Origin of the sequence: Chryseobacterium sp. UNC8MFCol (assembly GCF_000482305.1) — a bacterium.
Classification (GTDB): domain Bacteria; phylum Bacteroidota; class Bacteroidia; order Flavobacteriales; family Weeksellaceae; genus Chryseobacterium; species Chryseobacterium indologenes.
Window position 1 is genome coordinate 227,559 of record NZ_AXUZ01000004.1, and the last position, 18,060, is coordinate 245,618.

Genomic DNA, 18,060 nt, shown 5'->3' on the forward strand with positions numbered 1-18,060 from the left:
CTCCAGGGAATAAAGTGTCAAAACCTATATTTTTATATAGTGGTATAAAATGATGTTCTGTTGTAAAAACAGCAAGACACGTGCCAAATTAATCACTGTTTAATGATATGCGTGTTTTTGTGGTATCTATTTTTAGGTATCCGTATATCTCCGGAAGCTTTGCCAGATTTTAGCATAACGAATTCACACAGAATACTATATGATTCATTTTCTTTTAAAAACAATGGTCCACGTTATCCGAAAAGGTTCTCCGTGATACTGATCATTATCCCGGCTGACAATTTTCATAGTGGTTTTATCCAATTGAACAATTTCAAATTTTCTTTCATCATTAGTATTCCCGAACAGGGATAAGGTCTTATCATCAGGATCTATTGAATATGAAAAATAAATCTGCCCGCTGTCTATAATAGAACCATCTGCATTAAACTGCATGACATCATTTCTGCTTAATGTAGAATGGTTTACAGTTCGTTTTCCATTGGCTTCCACTCCCTCAGCAGTGGAGCTTACAGGCTGCCATTTGCCGACAATCATTTTTTATAAGACTGCTGGGAAGAAGTCCTGAATGATACTGTAGCCAGGCAAAAAGTGAATAAAAACAGCACCAGATTAAAGGATTTCATTGTATTTTGTTTTTGATGAAATAAGGATCATTAATTTCCAAAGGTAGCAACAATCTGTTGATCTGTGTGGAAATTGTTTTTATATCCTTAATTTTGATCTGTAACACATAAAACAATCAGTTTGAAACTACCACTCTCCTACTATTCCAATCAGGATGTTCTTTTTCTCGCACAGGATCTCTTAGGAAAAGTGCTTTTTACGAATATAAACGGTGAGGTAACAGCCGGAATCATTGTAGAAACGGAAGCTTATTTCGGGATACAGGATAAAGCTTCTCATGCTTACGGCGGCAGGCGTACACACAGGACGGAAACGTTATATGCTCACGGCGGAGTTTCTTATGTCTACTTATGCTACGGGATTCATCATCTTTTTAATGTGGTCACTTCCGTTAAAGATGAGCCTCATGCAGTATTGGTAAGAGCTATTGAACCTCTAATCGGAAAAGAAATTATGGAAAAAAGACGCCAGATGCCGGTTTCCAGAACAGCCATTTCCTCCGGTCCCGGTTCGTTGGCCAAAGCATTGGGTATTAATCAGGCTTTCAATAAAAAAGATCTCATCGGAAATGAGATCTGGATTGAAGATCATGGTATTGCCTATAACCCTGATGAAATAGCAGCGGGCCCGCGCATAGGAGTTGCTTATGCAGAAGAAGATGCCCTTTTGCCGTGGCGTTTCTTTGTGAAAGGAAATAAATATGTGAGTAAACCCAATAAAGTTTAGTTATAGAATAAAAAATTAACGTTATTCCTGAATCGCCATGTAAAATTTTCTGTAAAAACCTTCCAAAAACGATTGCTTTTTCCTGAAAAATGATGGCCGTCACCTGCTGACTTTAAGCCGGTATTTATTCTACAAAAAACGATACTCAGATTGATGAACATTATATCTGTTAGCATGAAAAGAATTGATTTATTAAATAACCCGGATATCCGTACCCGTATTTCAAAGCAATTTAATATTATTTAATTCAAATTACGGTTTGGAATCATTTTATGAAACACATTACGTTTCGTTGCTTTTATACTACGTTCCACCCTTCAATTTTACCGGATCGCTTTGACAAGTATATTTATTACAATAAGATAACAATAATTTTACAGGATGAATAAAGGTAAGGAAAATCGAAAATGCCTTCAGAATAGATTGATTTTTCCCTCACTACTATTTAAAAAAAATAAAATGTATGAATTGGATTGCACTAATTATTGCAGGAATTTTTGAAATCGGATGGCCATTAGGACTTAAATTATCCCAGCAACCCGAAAGTAGTAATAAATGGTCATGGATTATGTTTTCTGTGGCTTGTATGGCTGTAAGCGGCCTGTTTCTATGGTATGCACAGAAAAGTATTCCTATTGGAACCGCCTATGCAGTCTGGACAGGAATAGGTGCAGTAGGAACTTTATTGGTAGGTGTATTATTCTTCCAGGATTCCGCAAATGTATTCAGATTGTTGTCGGCATTACTGATCGTGATCGGCATTGTGGGACTTAAAATATTTTAACGAAAGATTGTTATCAGAAATAAATTGGCTTAAGTGTATCCACGTAACCTTAAGCCAATACTAAACCAACCACATTCTGTATATTATTTGTTTAATAGGTATCTAACATGGCAACTTTTCCTTCAATAACTCCTTTCCTATCGGTATGGGTAGAAATTCTGTCTGCGGTATTAAATACACCAGCAGAAAAATCTTTCTTAACAGGAACAGAATAAGAATTGCCATGAAATCCTTTATATCGGAAGGCGAAACCTGCCGTCATCAGAAGCAAGAAAATCGCGTATATTACTTTTTTAATTTTCATTATTTCAGTGTTTTTTGTCAATTTATAAATCAAATCTGGGAAACGAGCCACCCAATGAAATTAACAGGTACCCATAAACAGCTTCTCCATTTAAAAGCTTACTGATATTTCATAATTATGGATGTTTTTAGCTTGTTGTCATTCAAAATTCGGCAATTGGTGAATTGTATGATGACATCTATATATCAACAACAGAATACGGTCTACTAAAAATAATAATCAGCATAATGATTAGATATTCCGGGAATGATCAATCATTAAATAGCTCTATACCGGAACGTAATCAGAGTTCCAAAAAAGGTTTGTAGGTTCTTCCAACCGGAAGTTTCTTGCCATTGATCTGAATAATATTGGCTGATTTCACTTCGATTTTTGAACGGGAAATAATATATGATTTATGAATACGGGTAAACATCCCGGGATGTAAACTTGCTTCTATTTTGCTGAGAGGCATTTTAAAGGTCAGGGTCCCAGTTTTAGTATGAATACTAATGTATTCCCTTAAACTTTCAATATAAAAAATATCCTGCAAAATAATCTTTTTTTGTTTTTTTCCACTGTTGATAAAGATATAGTCACGTTCAGCGATTTCCAGCAGTGCATCTTCCGCTTCCATAAGGTACTTAAACTTTCCGATAGCTGTTACAAAACGATCATAAGGAATGGGTTTCATGAGATAATCGGCAATATCTAACTCATAGCCTTCTACGGCATACTGATGATATGCTGTTGTAACAATAACAAACGGCGGATTTTTTAACTTCCTCAAAAAGTCAAATCCTTTTACTACAGGAAGATGAAGATCCAGGAACATAAGATCTACCTCATGAATACTCAAAAGACTGCTGGCATATACAGCATCTGCGCATTTGCCAACCAGATTAAGTTCCTTATCTCTGGAGATAAAATTTTCCAGGATCTCTGCAGCGATAGGCTCATCTTCAACAATGATGCAGTTGTATTTTTTATATTCTGAATGTATCATGGAAATCAATCATTAATTGTATACTATATCTGTCAGTTGTATCCTGAACAATAAGACTATGCTTAGGATAAAGCAGCTCAAGTTGCCTTCGGATATTTTTTAATCCTATTTGGGTAGAATCCTCATGAGATCGTTCTTCTTTGGAATTTTCTACGCTGTAGACAAGAATTCCTTTTTCCAGCTGAATACTGATATTGATAAATGATGCTCCAAGGCTTTCTGATACACCATGTTTAAAGGCATTTTCTACAAACTGGATCAGTATCAGCGGGGAAATTTCCTGAGAAGGATCATCAATTTTTTCCCTAAAGTTTACCCTAAGGTCGCGATGACGAATTTTTTGAATCTGGATAAAATCTTTAATATTTTCTACATCTTTTTCTATAGAAATACTTTTTTCAGCCGCTTCATAGATATTGTACCGCATCACTTTTGAAAGCTGTAAAATGGCATCAGGAGTTTCATCAGCCTTCTTCATAGCCATTCCATATATATTATTGAGGGTATTAAACAAAAAATGTGGATTAATCTGAGCTTTTAACATCGTCAGTTCCTGATCAAGTTTCTCCGATTTCAATTGAGAAAGCTGTTGTTTCAAAACATTTTTCTGCCTTGTGATTTCAACTCCAAAAACAAGCCCTACCATAAAGATCAGATCCATAAAAGAATTAAAAGCCACAAGCCCATTGATATACCCGGATAATTCTTTTCCATCCTGGGTTTCAACAACACCATAAATGTAAGGATACATGATATAATGGGCAAAGAACCGATGGGCAAATACAGCCGATATAACAATAAGAATGTACAGAATGTATTTGAAAAAACTTTTAAAATGCCCATTCTCATAGACATAAAGCAAAGAATAAGCAAGCGGAACTTTTATAAAAAGATACCCCAGCTCCAGCATCAAGGTATTCTGAAGTCTTATTGGCCAATTGACATCAGGAAACTGATACCTTGACCAGTAAAAATCAAGATAAACTTCCAGAATATAATACAATATCCAAAAAAGCAAATGAACACGGAGTTTGGATTTTCCGATCGTTTTCAAAGGTATACTAATTTAAATGTACAAAGTAATATCGTTCAATCAAATATAATCATATAAAGTCTACAAAATAAAGATAATCATCTATGAGTGAAATGTTTTATTACTCCTTAATGGTTTGGATGTAAAACTATTTAAAAACCACAAGCCTTATAGGTTTTTGAAACCTATGAGATTAAGAAAGTATAGGATGAAAATTTTCGGTTTTCAAAACTTTTGTGATGTTGTGGTTTATTTTCCCACAGTACAAATAAGCTCTTACTACATCTATACCCTGTTTTTCAAACTAATTTCAGGATAGATAAGATTGAAAAAACAAAAAATAAGCAGGATGTTAAATTCAATACCGTTGATGCCTCCTCCTACCACAAACCAGCCATTCTGCCAATGAATAAGATAGATTCCCAGCATAAAGATAAGTATATTAGAAAACGCCACAGGTTTGATATACCGGTCAAACCAAAGCAACGGAACAGATAAAAGATGGGTAAGCTTTACTGTCCAGGCGAGATACAGCCCGAAAGGGCTAAAACCTATCGTATCCAGATAAAGGTGTCCAAAATTATGAACATCACCACTGAAGATAGAAATCACACTATGCATCAGTAAAATCGCTGACAGCGCAATACGGAGATAGAAATTCTTTGTCATAGCATCAAAAATATGAGATACCCGAGACAGAAATTCCATCTTGTATATCAACGTCATTTATTGATATATAAATGTACTTTTATGGCATTATAAAGTAAAAAAAGTGGCAACAATTACCACTTTTTCTATTGAATATATTTAATTCCGGTTCAGATTTTTCTTTAAAAAGTCTTGGAGATCTTTTCCGTGAATATTTTTAGCCATGATAGTTCCTTCTCCATCGATAATAACATTAAAAGGAAGCTCATCTACTTCGTACAACTTTGCTACGGGACTTTTCCAAAATTTTAAATCGCTGACCTGTATCCATTTGATCCCAAAACGATCAATGGATTTTTGCCAGCTCTCTTTGTTTCTGTCTAAGGAAACACCGAGAATTTCAAACCGGTTGTTTTTGACCTGGTCTGCGTATGTTTCATACAAGGTTTTTAGTTCAGGCTGTTCTTCAACACAGGGAGCACACCAGGTTGCCCAAAAATCGATCAATACAAGCTTTCCTTTTAATGATGAAAGCAGGAACGGGTTGCCATCAACTTTGGACATTGCAATTTCAGGAGCTCTCTTTCCTATTTCAATTTTATTTTGAGAAAAAATATTCCCTGAAAACAGGACACCCAATAATATTATAAAACGGATTTTCATATTAATCATTTGTTGGATACTCTTTATCTAGCCAGTCTGTTTTAATATTTTTTGGAAGGTTTAGTAGTTTGGCATTCTTAAAGCCCATTTCCATCAGCAGATTAAATGCAGGGCGTATATTCGGGCACTTTACAAAAGGACAGCAGCCACAATAAATAACGACTTCTCTGTCTTTAGGAATATTATTAAGATAATTTTTTAATTTTTCGAGATTTTCAGGCTCATGAGTGGGGCCGATATCCACAGAACCTTTGATAATTGCTTCAGGCCCTACAGAAATAATCACCAGGTCTTTCGTTTTATTTTTTACAATACGGGAAGCCAGTAATGCCGGGTCCATCAGCTGACTGTCTTTCCATGGGTCCTGTTTTTGCTGAGCCTGACTTAACATGGAGCATACAAAACATGCCACAATAAACAAATACTTCATAGTTTTCTTTTTCACAAAGATAGAAAAAGTGAAAAGTAGGGAACGTGAAAATCTTATTTTTCCTTTATATTTTAACTACACGTGATTTTTTTTAACACTGATATGAAGAACGTTTGATGCTCCGGGTTCGATAATGAGTTGAGTCCCCAGACCTCTTTCACTTTCTCGTCCCCGGATTGCTGACCCCGTTGTCAATGTTAATCTTCCATTGAAAACAGGATGAGGAGGCACCAGAGAAATCTCGATTTCCTCTTCTCCCACCTGCAATAGAATAGACTCTGTTTCAATGGGTTGCTTTGTTCCGTCTTTTTTGATAGCCCACGCCTGATATTGTTTTATTTCCTCCATCTTATTGATTTCCGGCAAAGATAAAAAAAAGCTATGTATTCGGTAGCCAGTACATCATACTCATCGTTAACATATTCAGTAAACTACTGCTTCCGGATATGGAATGTATAGAAAGTCCAAAATAAATTGGCGGTTCAGGTGTAAATATTTTATACATTTATGTAAAGTATTGTCAAATAAAAAAACGTAACACAAAATGGAGGAAATATTCCAGCCTGACGTAATTATCATAGGAGCGGGATTGGCAGGACTGACCGCTGCTATGGAGATAACCAATGCAGGAAAAAAAGTTTTGCTGCTGGATCAGGAAACTGAACAGAATATCGGCGGGCAGGCATTCTGGTCGTTCGGAGGTCTTTTTTTAATCAATTCTCCTCAGCAGCGAAGAATGGGAATCAGGGATTCTTATCAACTGGCTTTGCAGGATTGGAAAGGAACTGCGGGTTTCGACAGGGATGAAGACTATTGGCCCCGTAAATGGGCTGAAGCTTATCTGAAATTTGCTGCCGGTGAAAAATATGCATACATTACCAGACTGGGAATCAAACTTATGTTTATGGTAGGATGGGCAGAACGTGGTGACGGAAGAGCCAATGGTCACGGAAATTCAGTACCCCGTTTCCATGTGAGCTGGGGAACCGGAACCGGAGTGATCAGGCCTTTTGTAGAAAAAGCCTATCAGGCTAAAGAAAAAGGCTTACTACAAATGAAATTCAGACATCGGGTAACTGAATTAATGCTTGAAAATGGAAAAATAGCAGGACTTAAAGGTGATATTCTGGAAAACGATTCCAAAGAAAGAGGAATGGAAACCAATAGAAATATCATTTCCTCATTCGAATATCATGCCTCTCATATTGTTATTGCTTCAGGGGGTATCGGGGCAAATCATGAATTGGTACGAAAAAACTGGCCTGAAAGATTAGGCAGCCCTCCGGAAAATATGGTCTGCGGGGTTCCGGCATATGTGGATGGAAAAATGATTGGTATTGCTGAACAGACGGGAGCTCATATCATCAATCCCGACAGAATGTGGCATTACACAGAAGGCCTCCGGAACTGGAATCCGATATGGCCGAATCACGGAATCCGGATATTGCCGGGCCCCTCTTCCCTTTGGTTTGATGCTAAGGGAAAACGGCTACCACCGCCATTTCTTCCTGGATTTGATACGCTGGGAACCTTAAAATATATTCAGGATACAGGTTTACCGTACTCGTGGTTTATTCTGACTCAAAAGATTATTAAGAAAGAATTTGCCCTTTCCGGATCAGAGCAAAATCCCGATATCACCAATAAAGACTACTCTCTTTTCCTGAAAAGGATCTTTGGAAAAAAAGCTCCGGGCCCTGTAGAAGCATTCAAAGAGCACGGAGAGGATTTTATCGTATCTGATAACCTTAAAGACCTTGTAGAAAAAATGAATCAACTGGCCGGTAATCATCTTTTACATTATGAAAAGATATTAGAACAGATTGAAGCACGGGATAGGGAGCTTGACAATAAATTTTCAAAAGATACCCAGGTGAACTATATCAGAAGCACCCGGAAGTATCTGGGAGATAAACTTGGGCGTGTAGCCGCTCCCCATAAGATTCTTTCCCCTGAAAACGGCCCTTTGATTGCCGTTCGGCTCAATATATTAACCCGTAAAACGTTAGGAGGAATTAAAACCAATCTGAATGCACAGGTATTACGGCATGATGAAAGCGTTATTGAGGGGCTTTATGCGGTAGGAGAAGCGGCAGGCTTTGGCGGAGGCGGAATGCATGGCTACCGTGCCCTGGAAGGAACATTTCTCGGAGGCTGTATATTTTCGGGAATGAAAGCCGGTCAGTATATTGCCGGATTAGAGTGAATATTTTAATAAAATGAATATGAATAAATATTTCGATGATAAGGTAATCTGGATCACCGGGGCATCATCTGGAATCGGAGAAGCATTGGTTAAAGAACTCGCGGAAAGCACCACTGCTAAGATTATACTTTCCTCAAGGAAGGAAGAACAACTTTATCATGTTGCGGGAAAAGTGAACCTGGCGGCTGAAAGATATGCTATAATTCCTCTGGACCTCATGAATTATAAAGAGATGCCTGATATCGCTGCTCAGGCATTGAAAAAATTTGGAAAGATTGATATCCTGATCAATAATGCAGGCCTGTCCCAGCGTTCTTTAGCCCTGGAAACAGATATAGAAGTAGATAAACACCTGATGGAGGTAGATTTTATCGGAACCGTGGCCCTTACAAAAGCTGTTGTACCTTACATGATCAAAAATGGCGGCGGTCAGATTGCTGTGGTTTCAAGTCTTATGGGGATTTTTGGAGCTCCGATGCGCAGTGGTTACGCCGCAGCAAAACATGCTTTACATGGTTTTTTTGATGCTCTACGTGCAGAATTGTACAGGGATAAAATTTCAATAACCATAATTTGTCCGGGATTTATACAAACCAATATTTCTATTAATGCAGTTACAGGAAATGGTTCAGAACAAGGCACAATGGATGATGCTACGCTCAATGGTATGCCACCGGATGTTTTTGCCCGAAAAATGCTAAAAGCTATTGAACAAAAAAAGAATCAAACAGTTATTGGAGGCAGAGAGATAATGGCTGTTTATCTGAAAAGGTTTTTCCCCGGGCTGCTGGCAAAAGTGGTTCGTAAGGCGAAAGTAGTATAAAAGATAACAGAGTGAAATCAGGAAGTTTAAAATCATAAATCGCCATCCGTTTATGAATGGCGACTTCTTATTGTACAGTTATTATATCCTGGTCTAAAAATTCTTTATCAATCCTATTCCTACAGTATTATTCTGATAAAATGGCATTACCATCGTGGAAGATAAGGAAGTTTTGGTTTTATTTTTTCCGCGAAGAAGACTGTCTATTTTTGGAAATAACCAGTACGCAAGTTCTGTGGAAAGAATTCCGAATCCGGCACCTGCAACAACGTCACCCACCCAGTGTTTATCATTGATAATCCGATATATACCGGTAAAAACAGCAAAAGGATATCCTGAAAGACTCAGCCAAAAATTGGTATCCTTATATTCCCTGAACATAAATTGGGCATTGGAAAATGCTATTGCTGCATGCCCCGATGGAAATGACAGCCTATTTGAACGGTCCGGTCTCTCCTCTTTAACCATATACTTTAAGGGAGTGGTAAATGCTGTAACAATCAACTGTGAAGAAGCATAGATAATCGTCCGGTCCCTGAAATTGTGTTTTCCCTTTACACCTGCCATATTTAATCCATATACCATAAGGCCCGGGATAAACTGAGTATAATCATCAAATCTTGTACGGGCAGGCCTGTGCTCATCGACTTCTGTTTTTGTATCCCGATTAATTTCTTTAAGACTTCTGACTGATAACCCCGCTACTCCGTAACCTATAAAGGCGGCAGGAATAATCAAACTCTTATAGTTCAGTGTATTTTTTTGAATAGCAGCAGTGGTGATACTATCTGTAGGCTGTTGAACTGCAATAGAATCATTATTGTTTTGTGCATTGACTTTACCGGCAGCTGATATCAAAACAATTACATAAATCAGCATTCTTTGACTGTGTTTTTTCATCTTATGGTATATTTATAATAATCCGAATTTATCTTAAAACTTGTAACTGTATCCCATTCTCACGACCTGGGTTTCGTAGTAATTGTTGCTCGCATACGCGAATCCCATTCCCTGAATTTTTTTTCGCATAACCATTGTATTCAATACATCAGAAGCGTTCAGAAATACCTCTCCTTTGCCTTTCTGAATGGCTTTTTTCACCCCTACATCCATTGAAAACCTTGAACTCACCCTTCCCTGCGGAATAATATCCGGTGCCAGGTATACCAACGTACACTGTGCATCCAGCCCTTGGGTAAAATGGAAAATATTATTCATTTTAATGTTCCCTGAAACAGTGGATTGTTTGTCAGCAGAAAAAGTATTGGATTCAGGATAAAGATTCGTTACTGAAAAGGCATTGATCTGGTTGCGGTAGATATTTCCATTAATATTTAGGGAATATACATCAGACACTTTTTGGTTCCATATGGCTTCCAGACCAGTATTGTAGCTTTTCCCGGCATTTTGGAAAATGGCATAGATAAGGCTGCTGCCCGGCACAATACTGGAGATCCTGGTGATTGTTCCGTTCGCAAAACGATGATATAAAGCAGAATATAAGTATCCGCTGTCCCAATTGTATTTGTAACCTGCTTCAACAGAATTGGTAAACTGAGGACGTAATGCAGGATTTCCCACCTTAATAATTTCAGCATCATCATATTTCGGGAAAATTCTTATATCGACTTCATTAGGACGGTCTACCCTTCTGTTATAAAAGATGGAAAGCTTGTTGTGATCGTTAAGTTTATAAGCCAGTCTGAAATTAGGAAATGGTTGGGTATAATTGTATCCGTCACTTTTATACGTAGGATGATCAGGATTAACATCGTATTGAATTCTTACATATTCCAGTCTAAGACCAAGTTCTGCCTCCCATTTTTCATTTTCAAATACATAATTTCCGTAGATTGCGGGGATAAATTCCCTGTAATCAGCCTTTCCTCCTGCACCGGCATCTAATACAGAATTGGTACCCGGAATGAAGTTCATATTCGTTGGAATACTTCTGTTTCTCACTTTGATACCCGTCTCAACCCTGCCATATTTCAATGGTTTTACGTAATCTATATTAAAATCATATACTTGTTCGTCAGATAATAACTTAAAGGAATCGGAGCCTGTAGAAGCCGGTAAATAATTATCATAGAAATATTTTTCATCCTCTCTATGAAATGTATAATTGAATCCCACATTCAAAAGATGCCCTGCCTCTTTAAACTTATGCTGGTAGGATGCTGTTCCCATAATGGTCGTTTTTAATTCGTCTTCCAAAAACTGCCAGAGACGAAGACGCCGGAAAAGGTTCCCGTTAAAAAAGGGCTGATCTCCACGGTCGATGATCTTTTCACTTCCATACATTCCTGAGATCGTTAAGGTATTTTGTGAATCCATTGTCCAGTCTATTCCTGCTTTAGTTGTGAAAAAATTGGTATTCCTGTTTCTTTTTAACTGAGAATTGATAATGGTCCCGTCATCATAGGTACGCGTTACAAATTCATTTTTATTGAGTGTTTCGGTATATAAATTATCAGCCTGTAAAAAGATATTTACTTTATTTTTTCTGTAATTAAGTGATAGAGAGGGATTGATTTTCGGAGTCAGTGTATATTGTGGCCTGATCGTCGGTAAATTTTCTTTTCTGATCCAGAGAGATCCTAATCCGGCTGTAAATCCTACCTTTCCGTTCCATCCGTTTTGTTTATTCTTTTTCATGATGATGTTGATAATTCCCGCATTTCCGTTCGCATCATATTTTGATGAAGGATTGTTGATAATTTCGATCTTATCAATGGAAGAAGCAGGGATATTATCAAGGCCGGTCTGACTTCCGAAGCCTGTAAGAGCGGTTTGTTTACCGTCGATTAAAACGGTTACTTTATCATTTCCTCTCAGCTGTACCTTACCGTCCTGTACTGTGATTCCGGGAAGATTCTGCATGCTCTGCAATACAGATCCGCCACTTTGGCTGATATTGTCTGCTACAGAATATGTTTTTTTATCAAGCCTGTTATCGATCTCATTCTTTTTAGAGGCTGTAAGGGTAACTTCTTGTATTTGGGTTTCGTTGGTTTGTTCCGGAGAAAGTTCAATACCCGGAACCTCCAGAAATTCAGAAAGGCTTCCTATAAAAATCTGCCGGATCGCAGTATGATATCCATTTATGGAGGTAACCAGCAGATAATGATCAGGTTTTATTCCTGTAATGGAAAACCTTCCTTCTTCATTCGTTATAGTTCCGGCCACAAATGCACTGTCTTTTTCCTTTTTCAAAATAATACTCGCATACGGTACTCCTGCTTTTTTGTTATCGGTAACCCTTCCTGAAGCTGTTACTGAAGTTGTTTGTGCTGCCGCCATACAGGATATGACACAGGTTGGAAAAAGGAGCAGTTTCTTTCGATTCATTGTAATTGTCTTTATTTTTTTAGTTCTGTCGTATAATATTATCCTTGAAATGGCAATCTTTTAGTATGTTTTTTCTGTGAGATTAGGATCATTACGGTCATTAAGGCCAGGGATATGAGTGAAGCATTCACCGTTCCCAGATCAAGGCCACCCTTAGCTAAAGACTTTGTTAAAAAATCTCCGAATGTAGCTCCGAAAGGACGGGTGAAAACAAATGCAATCCAAAACAGGATAACATGATTGATTTTTGTACCATAATGAAGGACGATCACGACCAAGATGACACATCCTGTAATAAAGGCTCCCGTCAGATATCCTAATCCGAGATTATCACTCAGAAAATCTCCGAATGCCGTTCCCAGGCTATTGGAAAACAATATAGCCACCCAATAATAAAGCTCTTTTGTACGCTCAGAAATCGGATAAACCTCCAGGTTATGGTATTTTTTATACCATAAAAACAGCGATGTTAAAAGACCCGTTACAAGAATCAGGCTTCCTGCCAGGTACCCTGCTTTCAAGGTTCTGTCTATAAAATCAGATATTTCTGTACCCAAAGTGGTTGTTCCTATGATTACCATCCAGTAGACCGCGGGAACATATTCTTTCAATTTAAATTGTAATGATAAAATAATGAGAAAAAATGATAAAGTGACAAGAATTCCCATCGTATAGCCCAGATTTAATGTCATTGAAATGAAATCTCCCAAAGTTTCTCCTAAGGTGGTGGCTACAATTTTCATGAGCCAGAACAGGGCTGTGACTGCTGCTACCTTGTTTGCCGTTCTCATCCTATTTTCGGTTTATTTTATGAATGAGGAATTACAGACAATCTGCATTCCCCGTATATTTTCAATACAAAAATGCAAACCGATTTAGAAGAAATTTTGAATTATCCGGATCCGGGTATTTTTTAACTAAAATTTAACGGAAAAGAAGTGCTGATTGTTTTCAAACCTGTAGCTTATCTCCCAGTGATGGAACTTGCAGATTTCCTGGATAATAGACAACCCCAGTCCGCTTCCGTGATGATCTGCCGACAGTTTTGAAAATCTTTTGAAAAGAAGATCCGTATTCAGTTGTTCTGTTCCGGAATTTGAAACTTCAAACACAGAATCTGTAAGGTCTATTCCAATAAAACCATTAGGCATAGTATGACGGATAGCATTGATGATCAGATTATTAATCATAATTTCGGTAAGACTGCTATTTCCGTTTACATGAATGCTGGCAATGATGTTTTCCCGGACGGCAATATTTTTCTGTTCAAAATGTTCCTGAAGAATATCAATACTTTGACGAAGCAAAGCATGGAACGAAATATTTTCGGAATTATCAAATTGATTATTATCTATTTTAGCCAGCAACAGCAGGTTTTTATTGATACGGGAACTGCGGGTGAGCGCTCTGTTCATTTCCTCCACAATCCGGTATTGTTTTTCTGTGAGATCGCTATCCTGAAGCAGTAGATCCAGTTTGTTTTTAAGAATAGCCAGTGGTGTCTGCAGTTCATGGGAAGCATTTTCAGTAAATTCTTTCTGGGTTTTATACACAGAAATATTATGCTCTATCATTTTATCAAGAGACTGGTTAAGTTCTTCAAACTCTGTGGTATCAGAAACAGGGAACTGTATTTTTGACTGGCTGTTGAGCTGGAAATTTTTCAGTTGATCCAGTGTTGCCCGAAAGGGTTTCCAGACAGAGGCTGAAAGTCTTCTGTTCAGATATAAAAGACCAATAACGATCATCACAAAGAAAAATATGGCAATCATTGCAATTACTGCAATGGTTTCATGAGTTTCTTCTATATTGGTCTGTATGGTGAAAAGATAAGGTTTGTCATGAATATATACCACTTTTCGCAGGCAACGGTAGCGTTCTTTTTTTTGCTCCGATATAAAGGGCAGAGATCTTTCATTGGTATAAACACTATCCCCTTTTATATGATCTCCCGATATTTTCTCAATATTGGTTTCAGGCTGGATGTGATTCCAGAGTTCAAGTCCATCTTCAAGCTCCTTGTCAGAAAGTTTTAGCTGGTTAAACTCATAAGCCGTTTTCTCTACAATGATCTGATTGTGCTCATCCAATTCGCTTTTCCAGATCGTATCCACCATAAAATAATACACGGGAATACTTATCATCAGGACGATAAGTACATAAATAATGAAGGGTTTGGTGGTTTTGCTTAGGAGAGGCTTCAAGGTCATTGCAGGTTTATAATTAATTTATGCTTCCCATTTATATCCCGTTCCATAGACTGTTTTAAGATAATGTCCCGAACCGGCATCATACAGCTTTTTCTTAAGATTTTTCACATGAGCATACACAAAATCATGATTATCGAGCATGTCGGCAAAATCACCGGAAAGATGTTCTGCCAAGGTACTTTTTGAGATTACTTTATTTTTATTTCCTATAAAATAGATTAAAAGATCAAATTCTTTTTTGGTCAATGCAATAAGTTCCCCATTGACAGCAACTGATTTCCCCAAAAGATCAATCTCAAGCTCATTCTGTTTGACAACATTAGAACTGCTGAATTGCTTTCTCCTGATCACCGAATATACTCTTGCCATCAATTCTGAAAGATGGAAAGGTTTAGTCAGATAATCATCTGCCCCCATTTTTAAGCCTTCTATTTTATCATCCAATGCATTTTTTGCAGAAATGATAATGACACCATCCTGTTTGTTCTGTTTTTTAAGCTCTTCTAAAATTCTGAGTCCGTTGCCATCAGGAAGCATGATATCCAACAGAATACAGTCGTAATGGAATGCCTCTATTTTATTCATCGCCTCACCAAGGCTGCCAGCTGATTCACAGAGATAACTTTCCTCAGATAAATATTCGGAAATACTTTTGGCAAGCTCTGCTTCGTCTTCAATGATGAGAATTTTCATGCCATAAATCTATCACTAAATTTTGAAGAAATTTTGAAGTCCGGAAAATAGCGATGAATAAAAGATATATTTATCCCCTCCATCTTAATCCGGAACCTGTGCTTTGCCGTAAATTAAGCCTTCAGCTTTTAACTCCTGCCAGAAACCTTTGGGAATATCCGCATGCAATGCTTTTACATTATCATGTACCTGATCACTTCGGCTCGCTCCAGGGATAATAGAAGCAAACTCATCAGCAGCAAGTACGAAATGAAGAGCTGCATCTATAATATTTGTGTTATATTTCTCTGCGATAGCCATTATTCGTGACCTCTTTTCTTCCATTCCTTTGGGGATAACATCTTTATAATTATACCGCTCTCTTCCCGCAATATACCCCGAATTGTACCCTGCTCCCGAAACCAGTTTTACTCCTGCTTTTCTGACTGCGGGAAGCAATCTGTCCACAGCATCTTCATGTTCCAGTATGGAGTATTGGGTGGCAGAAAGACATATATCAGGGTCGGCAACTTCAATACAATCCAAAATAGGTTCAATTTTATTAACTCCCATTCCCCAGGCTTTGATAATTCCCTGGTCTCTAAGCTCTGAAAGAACTTTAAATGCTCCCTCTTTCGCTTGTTTCAGAAAATACGGATACCGGTCTCCTACCTGATCTTCAGAAAGATCGTGAATATAAACGATATCAATATGATTCAGTCCCGTCCTCTGAAGACTGTCTGCTATTGATCTTTTTATAGCGTCAGCAGTATAGTCGTGCCTGAAGTCATAGTTCAAAGGATTTTTCCACATCGTAGGAGGAACTTCGGACTGAGGAACTTCATTAAACAAACGTCCTACTTTGGTTGAAAATATAAACTCGTTCCGGTCTTTACCTTTTAAAAATTCACCAAACCTTCTTTCACTCTTTGTCAGTCCGTACCACGGAGAAGTATCATAATACCTGATTCCGGCATCCCACGCAGTTGTAAGGATTTCATGGGCCTGTTCGTCGGTAATATTCTCAAAAGCGGTACCTATGGCAACGCCACCTAAGCCCAGCCTGTGTTTTGCTGTTAAAATTTCTGGTTTCATATACTCTATTTTATGGTGTTGATATATAGCTATTCTGCAAACATCATGCTGACATGTCTGCAAAAAGAAAAAACAATGTGTATAATTTACTCAGTTTAAACAATCCGGTTTTCTATGTTTATTTAATGTTAAAAGTTCTGTTTCCGGTCTATTTGGTCTTGTTCTTGAATGAATTACAGAGCATCCCTTCAATATTCACTTTATGAAAAAGCACATTGTAATTGTAGGAGGAGGATTTGCCGGAATAAATCTTATCAAATCACTCCGAAACGACAAAAGGTTTAAAATGACCCTGGTAGATAAAAATAATTATCACTTTTTTCCTCCGTTAATCTATCAGGTTGCAACCTCTTTTATAGAAGCATCCAATATCAGCTACCCTTTCAGAAAACTTTTCTCAGAAAGTAAGAATGTGAAGTTTCATATGGGAACCCTGATTAAAGTAAATCCTGAGACTAAATCCGTTGAAACAGATACAGGAACCCTTACCTATGATTATTTGGTATTGGCGCTGGGAACAGAATCTAATTTTTTCGGGATGGAAAATGTACGCCGTTGTGCATTGCCTATGAAAAGTATTGAAGAAGCTCTTTATCTCCGGAACCATATTTTACTTACCCACGAAGAGGCTGCCAGAAATAAAGATATGAACCAGGCAGAAAAATTACAGAATATCGTTATTGCCGGTGGTGGGCCTACAGGTGTAGAACTTGCCGGCATGCTTGCTGAAATGGGAAAATATATTGCAAAGAAAGAATATCCGGAAATCAAATTAAGCCTGTCCGGTATCTATCTGATTGACGCACTTCCTGCCCTCCTTTCGCCCATGAGTAAACTTGCACAGGAAGCTGCATATGAAAAATTAAAAGAACTGGGTGTAAAAATCCTTCTGAATGTTTCAGTAAAAGATTATGTGGATTCCAGGGTTATTTTAAGTGACGGAAATTCCATCGAAACAGAAACCCTGATCTGGACTTCCGGAGTCATAGCCCGAGAAGTAAAGGGAATCCCTGAGGAAAGTATCGGCAGAGGAAGAAGAATACTGGTGGATGATTATAATAAAGTACAAAATACGGAAAGTATATATGCATTAGGAGATCTTTGCCTTATGCTTTCAGAAGAAAAATTTCCTAACGGACATCCACAGCTGGCACAGGTTGCTATTCAACAGGGTAGAAATCTTGCTGCCAACTTCAAACGGATTGAAGATGAAAAAGTACTGGAACCATTTCGATACCATGATAAAGGAAGTATGGCTATTATCTCAAAATATAATGCGGTAGTAGATCTTCCGAAGCATTCCTTCAAAGGTTTTTTAGCATGGCTTACATGGCTTTTTATTCATATTATTCCTCTGGTAGGATTTGGGAATAAAGTGCAACTGGCTTTAGATTGGTTTCGTTTGTTTATCACCAACAATCCTTCCATCAGGCTCATTCTTTTCCCCAAGAGAAATACAGGAAATGGAGCCCATATGAATCCATAATATTTTTACCAATCACA

19 protein-coding genes are annotated in these 18,060 nt (G+C 37.7%); 5 read left to right on the top strand and 14 right to left on the bottom strand.

Going from position 1 to position 18,060, the window contains the following annotated elements; all coding sequences use genetic code 11:
* Positions 1–204: 204 nt before the first annotated feature.
* Positions 205–537, bottom strand: a complete 333-nt coding sequence (locus M030_RS0104205; protein WP_027372398.1) for a lipocalin family protein — start codon at positions 535–537, stop codon at positions 205–207.
* A 210-nt stretch (positions 538–747) separates the two neighbouring features.
* Between M030_RS0104205 and M030_RS0104210 the strand changes: the two genes are divergently transcribed.
* Together M030_RS0104210 and M030_RS0104220 are read left to right on the top strand one after the other, a co-directional pair.
* On the top strand, positions 748–1,353 hold the full coding sequence (locus tag M030_RS0104210) for a DNA-3-methyladenine glycosylase (RefSeq protein ID WP_027372399.1): 606 nt from the start codon (positions 748–750) through the stop codon (positions 1,351–1,353).
* 463 nt (positions 1,354–1,816) lie between these two features.
* The gene (locus M030_RS0104220; protein WP_027372400.1) at positions 1,817–2,137 is read left to right on the top strand and encodes a DMT family transporter; all 321 of its coding nucleotides are present in this window, start codon (positions 1,817–1,819) and stop codon (positions 2,135–2,137) included.
* A 91-nt stretch (positions 2,138–2,228) separates the two neighbouring features.
* Here M030_RS0104220 and M030_RS0104225 read toward each other — a convergent pair whose 3' ends face one another.
* The 7 genes from M030_RS0104225 to M030_RS0104255 form a co-directional block, all read right to left on the bottom strand.
* Entirely contained in the window at positions 2,229–2,441 is a 213-nt protein-coding gene (locus M030_RS0104225) for a hypothetical protein (protein WP_027372401.1), read from the bottom strand.
* A 283-nt stretch (positions 2,442–2,724) separates the two neighbouring features.
* Positions 2,725–3,426: a LytR/AlgR family response regulator transcription factor gene (locus M030_RS0104230; protein WP_034722088.1), complete on the bottom strand. Its 702-nt coding sequence runs from the start codon at positions 3,424–3,426 to the stop codon at positions 2,725–2,727.
* Entirely contained in the window at positions 3,407–4,480 is a 1,074-nt protein-coding gene (locus M030_RS0104235; protein WP_027372403.1) for a sensor histidine kinase, read from the bottom strand. Before M030_RS0104235 ends, M030_RS0104230 begins: the two co-directional genes overlap by 20 nt.
* A gap of 264 nt (positions 4,481–4,744) precedes the next feature.
* Positions 4,745–5,128 (bottom strand): hypothetical protein, encoded by a 384-nt coding sequence (locus tag M030_RS0104240; RefSeq protein WP_027372404.1) that lies wholly within the window; start codon positions 5,126–5,128, stop codon positions 4,745–4,747.
* A gap of 138 nt (positions 5,129–5,266) precedes the next feature.
* Positions 5,267–5,770 carry a TlpA family protein disulfide reductase gene (locus M030_RS0104245; RefSeq protein WP_034722145.1) on the bottom strand — a complete coding sequence of 168 codons (504 nt, stop codon included), beginning with the start codon at positions 5,768–5,770 and terminating at the stop codon, positions 5,267–5,269.
* A gap of 1 nt (position 5,771) precedes the next feature.
* Positions 5,772–6,200 (bottom strand): rhodanese-like domain-containing protein, encoded by a 429-nt coding sequence (locus M030_RS0104250; RefSeq protein WP_027372406.1) that lies wholly within the window; start codon positions 6,198–6,200, stop codon positions 5,772–5,774.
* 75 nt (positions 6,201–6,275) lie between these two features.
* A complete protein-coding gene (locus M030_RS0104255) occupies positions 6,276–6,548 on the bottom strand; it encodes a hypothetical protein (protein WP_027372407.1) in 273 nt (90 codons plus the stop codon).
* Positions 6,549–6,744: 196 nt separating this feature from the next.
* Between M030_RS0104255 and M030_RS0104260 the strand changes: the two genes are divergently transcribed.
* Both M030_RS0104260 and M030_RS0104265 read left to right on the top strand, forming a co-directional pair.
* Complete coding sequence (locus tag M030_RS0104260; protein WP_027372408.1) at positions 6,745–8,406, top strand: FAD-binding dehydrogenase; 1,662 nt, start codon at positions 6,745–6,747, stop codon at positions 8,404–8,406.
* Between the two features lie 19 nt (positions 8,407–8,425).
* Positions 8,426–9,229, top strand: a complete 804-nt coding sequence (locus M030_RS0104265; protein WP_027372409.1) for an SDR family oxidoreductase — start codon at positions 8,426–8,428, stop codon at positions 9,227–9,229.
* 93 nt (positions 9,230–9,322) lie between these two features.
* Here the strand turns inward: M030_RS0104265 and M030_RS0104270 are convergent, their stop codons facing one another.
* The 6 genes from M030_RS0104270 to M030_RS0104300 all read right to left on the bottom strand — a co-directional run bounded on the left by M030_RS0104270 (position 9,323) and on the right by M030_RS0104300 (position 16,557).
* Positions 9,323–10,129, bottom strand: coding sequence for a phosphatase PAP2 family protein (locus M030_RS0104270; protein WP_027372410.1), 807 nt, complete (start codon positions 10,127–10,129; stop codon positions 9,323–9,325).
* Positions 10,130–10,162: 33 nt separating this feature from the next.
* Positions 10,163–12,580 carry a TonB-dependent receptor domain-containing protein gene (locus tag M030_RS0104275; protein ID WP_027372411.1) on the bottom strand — a complete coding sequence of 806 codons (2,418 nt, stop codon included), beginning with the start codon at positions 12,578–12,580 and terminating at the stop codon, positions 10,163–10,165.
* Positions 12,581–12,618: 38 nt separating this feature from the next.
* A complete protein-coding gene (locus M030_RS0104280; protein WP_027372412.1) occupies positions 12,619–13,371 on the bottom strand; it encodes a membrane protein in 753 nt (250 codons plus the stop codon).
* 126 nt (positions 13,372–13,497) lie between these two features.
* Positions 13,498–14,790 (bottom strand): sensor histidine kinase, encoded by a 1,293-nt coding sequence (locus M030_RS0104290; protein WP_228375183.1) that lies wholly within the window; start codon positions 14,788–14,790, stop codon positions 13,498–13,500.
* Positions 14,791–14,808: 18 nt separating this feature from the next.
* Entirely contained in the window at positions 14,809–15,483 is a 675-nt protein-coding gene (locus tag M030_RS0104295) for a response regulator transcription factor (protein ID WP_027372414.1), read from the bottom strand.
* 84 nt (positions 15,484–15,567) lie between these two features.
* Complete coding sequence (locus M030_RS0104300; protein ID WP_027372415.1) at positions 15,568–16,557, bottom strand: aldo/keto reductase; 990 nt, start codon at positions 16,555–16,557, stop codon at positions 15,568–15,570.
* A 202-nt stretch (positions 16,558–16,759) separates the two neighbouring features.
* Here M030_RS0104300 and M030_RS23730 point away from each other — a divergent pair, with 202 nt between their 5' ends.
* A complete protein-coding gene (locus tag M030_RS23730; protein ID WP_034722089.1) occupies positions 16,760–18,043 on the top strand; it encodes an NAD(P)/FAD-dependent oxidoreductase in 1,284 nt (427 codons plus the stop codon).
* Positions 18,044–18,060 lie beyond the last annotated feature (17 nt).

What these genes read in the sequence shown, in the direction of transcription:
- M030_RS0104205 (WP_027372398.1), bottom strand. Translation starts at nt 537, where the DNA reads ATGATTGTCGGCAAATGGCAGCCTGTAAGCTCCACTGCTGAGGGAGTG.
- M030_RS0104220 (WP_027372400.1), top strand. Translation starts at nt 1,817, where the DNA reads ATGAATTGGATTGCACTAATTATTGCAGGAATTTTTGAAATCGGATGG.
- M030_RS0104225 (WP_027372401.1), bottom strand. Translation starts at nt 2,441, where the DNA reads ATGAAAATTAAAAAAGTAATATACGCGATTTTCTTGCTTCTGATGACG.
- M030_RS0104230 (WP_034722088.1), bottom strand. Translation starts at nt 3,426, where the DNA reads ATGATACATTCAGAATATAAAAAATACAACTGCATCATTGTTGAAGAT.
- M030_RS0104240 (WP_027372404.1), bottom strand. Translation starts at nt 5,128, where the DNA reads ATGACAAAGAATTTCTATCTCCGTATTGCGCTGTCAGCGATTTTACTG.
- M030_RS0104245 (WP_034722145.1), bottom strand. Translation starts at nt 5,770, where the DNA reads ATGAAAATCCGTTTTATAATATTATTGGGTGTCCTGTTTTCAGGGAAT.
- M030_RS0104250 (WP_027372406.1), bottom strand. Translation starts at nt 6,200, where the DNA reads ATGAAGTATTTGTTTATTGTGGCATGTTTTGTATGCTCCATGTTAAGT.
- M030_RS0104255 (WP_027372407.1), bottom strand. Translation starts at nt 6,548, where the DNA reads ATGGAGGAAATAAAACAATATCAGGCGTGGGCTATCAAAAAAGACGGA.
- M030_RS0104260 (WP_027372408.1), top strand. Translation starts at nt 6,745, where the DNA reads ATGGAGGAAATATTCCAGCCTGACGTAATTATCATAGGAGCGGGATTG.
- M030_RS0104265 (WP_027372409.1), top strand. Translation starts at nt 8,426, where the DNA reads ATGAATAAATATTTCGATGATAAGGTAATCTGGATCACCGGGGCATCA.
- M030_RS0104270 (WP_027372410.1), bottom strand. Translation starts at nt 10,129, where the DNA reads ATGAAAAAACACAGTCAAAGAATGCTGATTTATGTAATTGTTTTGATA.
- M030_RS0104275 (WP_027372411.1), bottom strand. Translation starts at nt 12,580, where the DNA reads ATGAATCGAAAGAAACTGCTCCTTTTTCCAACCTGTGTCATATCCTGT.
- M030_RS0104280 (WP_027372412.1), bottom strand. Translation starts at nt 13,371, where the DNA reads ATGAGAACGGCAAACAAGGTAGCAGCAGTCACAGCCCTGTTCTGGCTC.
- M030_RS0104290 (WP_228375183.1), bottom strand. Translation starts at nt 14,790, where the DNA reads ATGACCTTGAAGCCTCTCCTAAGCAAAACCACCAAACCCTTCATTATT.
- M030_RS0104295 (WP_027372414.1), bottom strand. Translation starts at nt 15,483, where the DNA reads ATGAAAATTCTCATCATTGAAGACGAAGCAGAGCTTGCCAAAAGTATT.
- M030_RS0104300 (WP_027372415.1), bottom strand. Translation starts at nt 16,557, where the DNA reads ATGAAACCAGAAATTTTAACAGCAAAACACAGGCTGGGCTTAGGTGGC.
- M030_RS23730 (WP_034722089.1), top strand. Translation starts at nt 16,760, where the DNA reads ATGAAAAAGCACATTGTAATTGTAGGAGGAGGATTTGCCGGAATAAAT.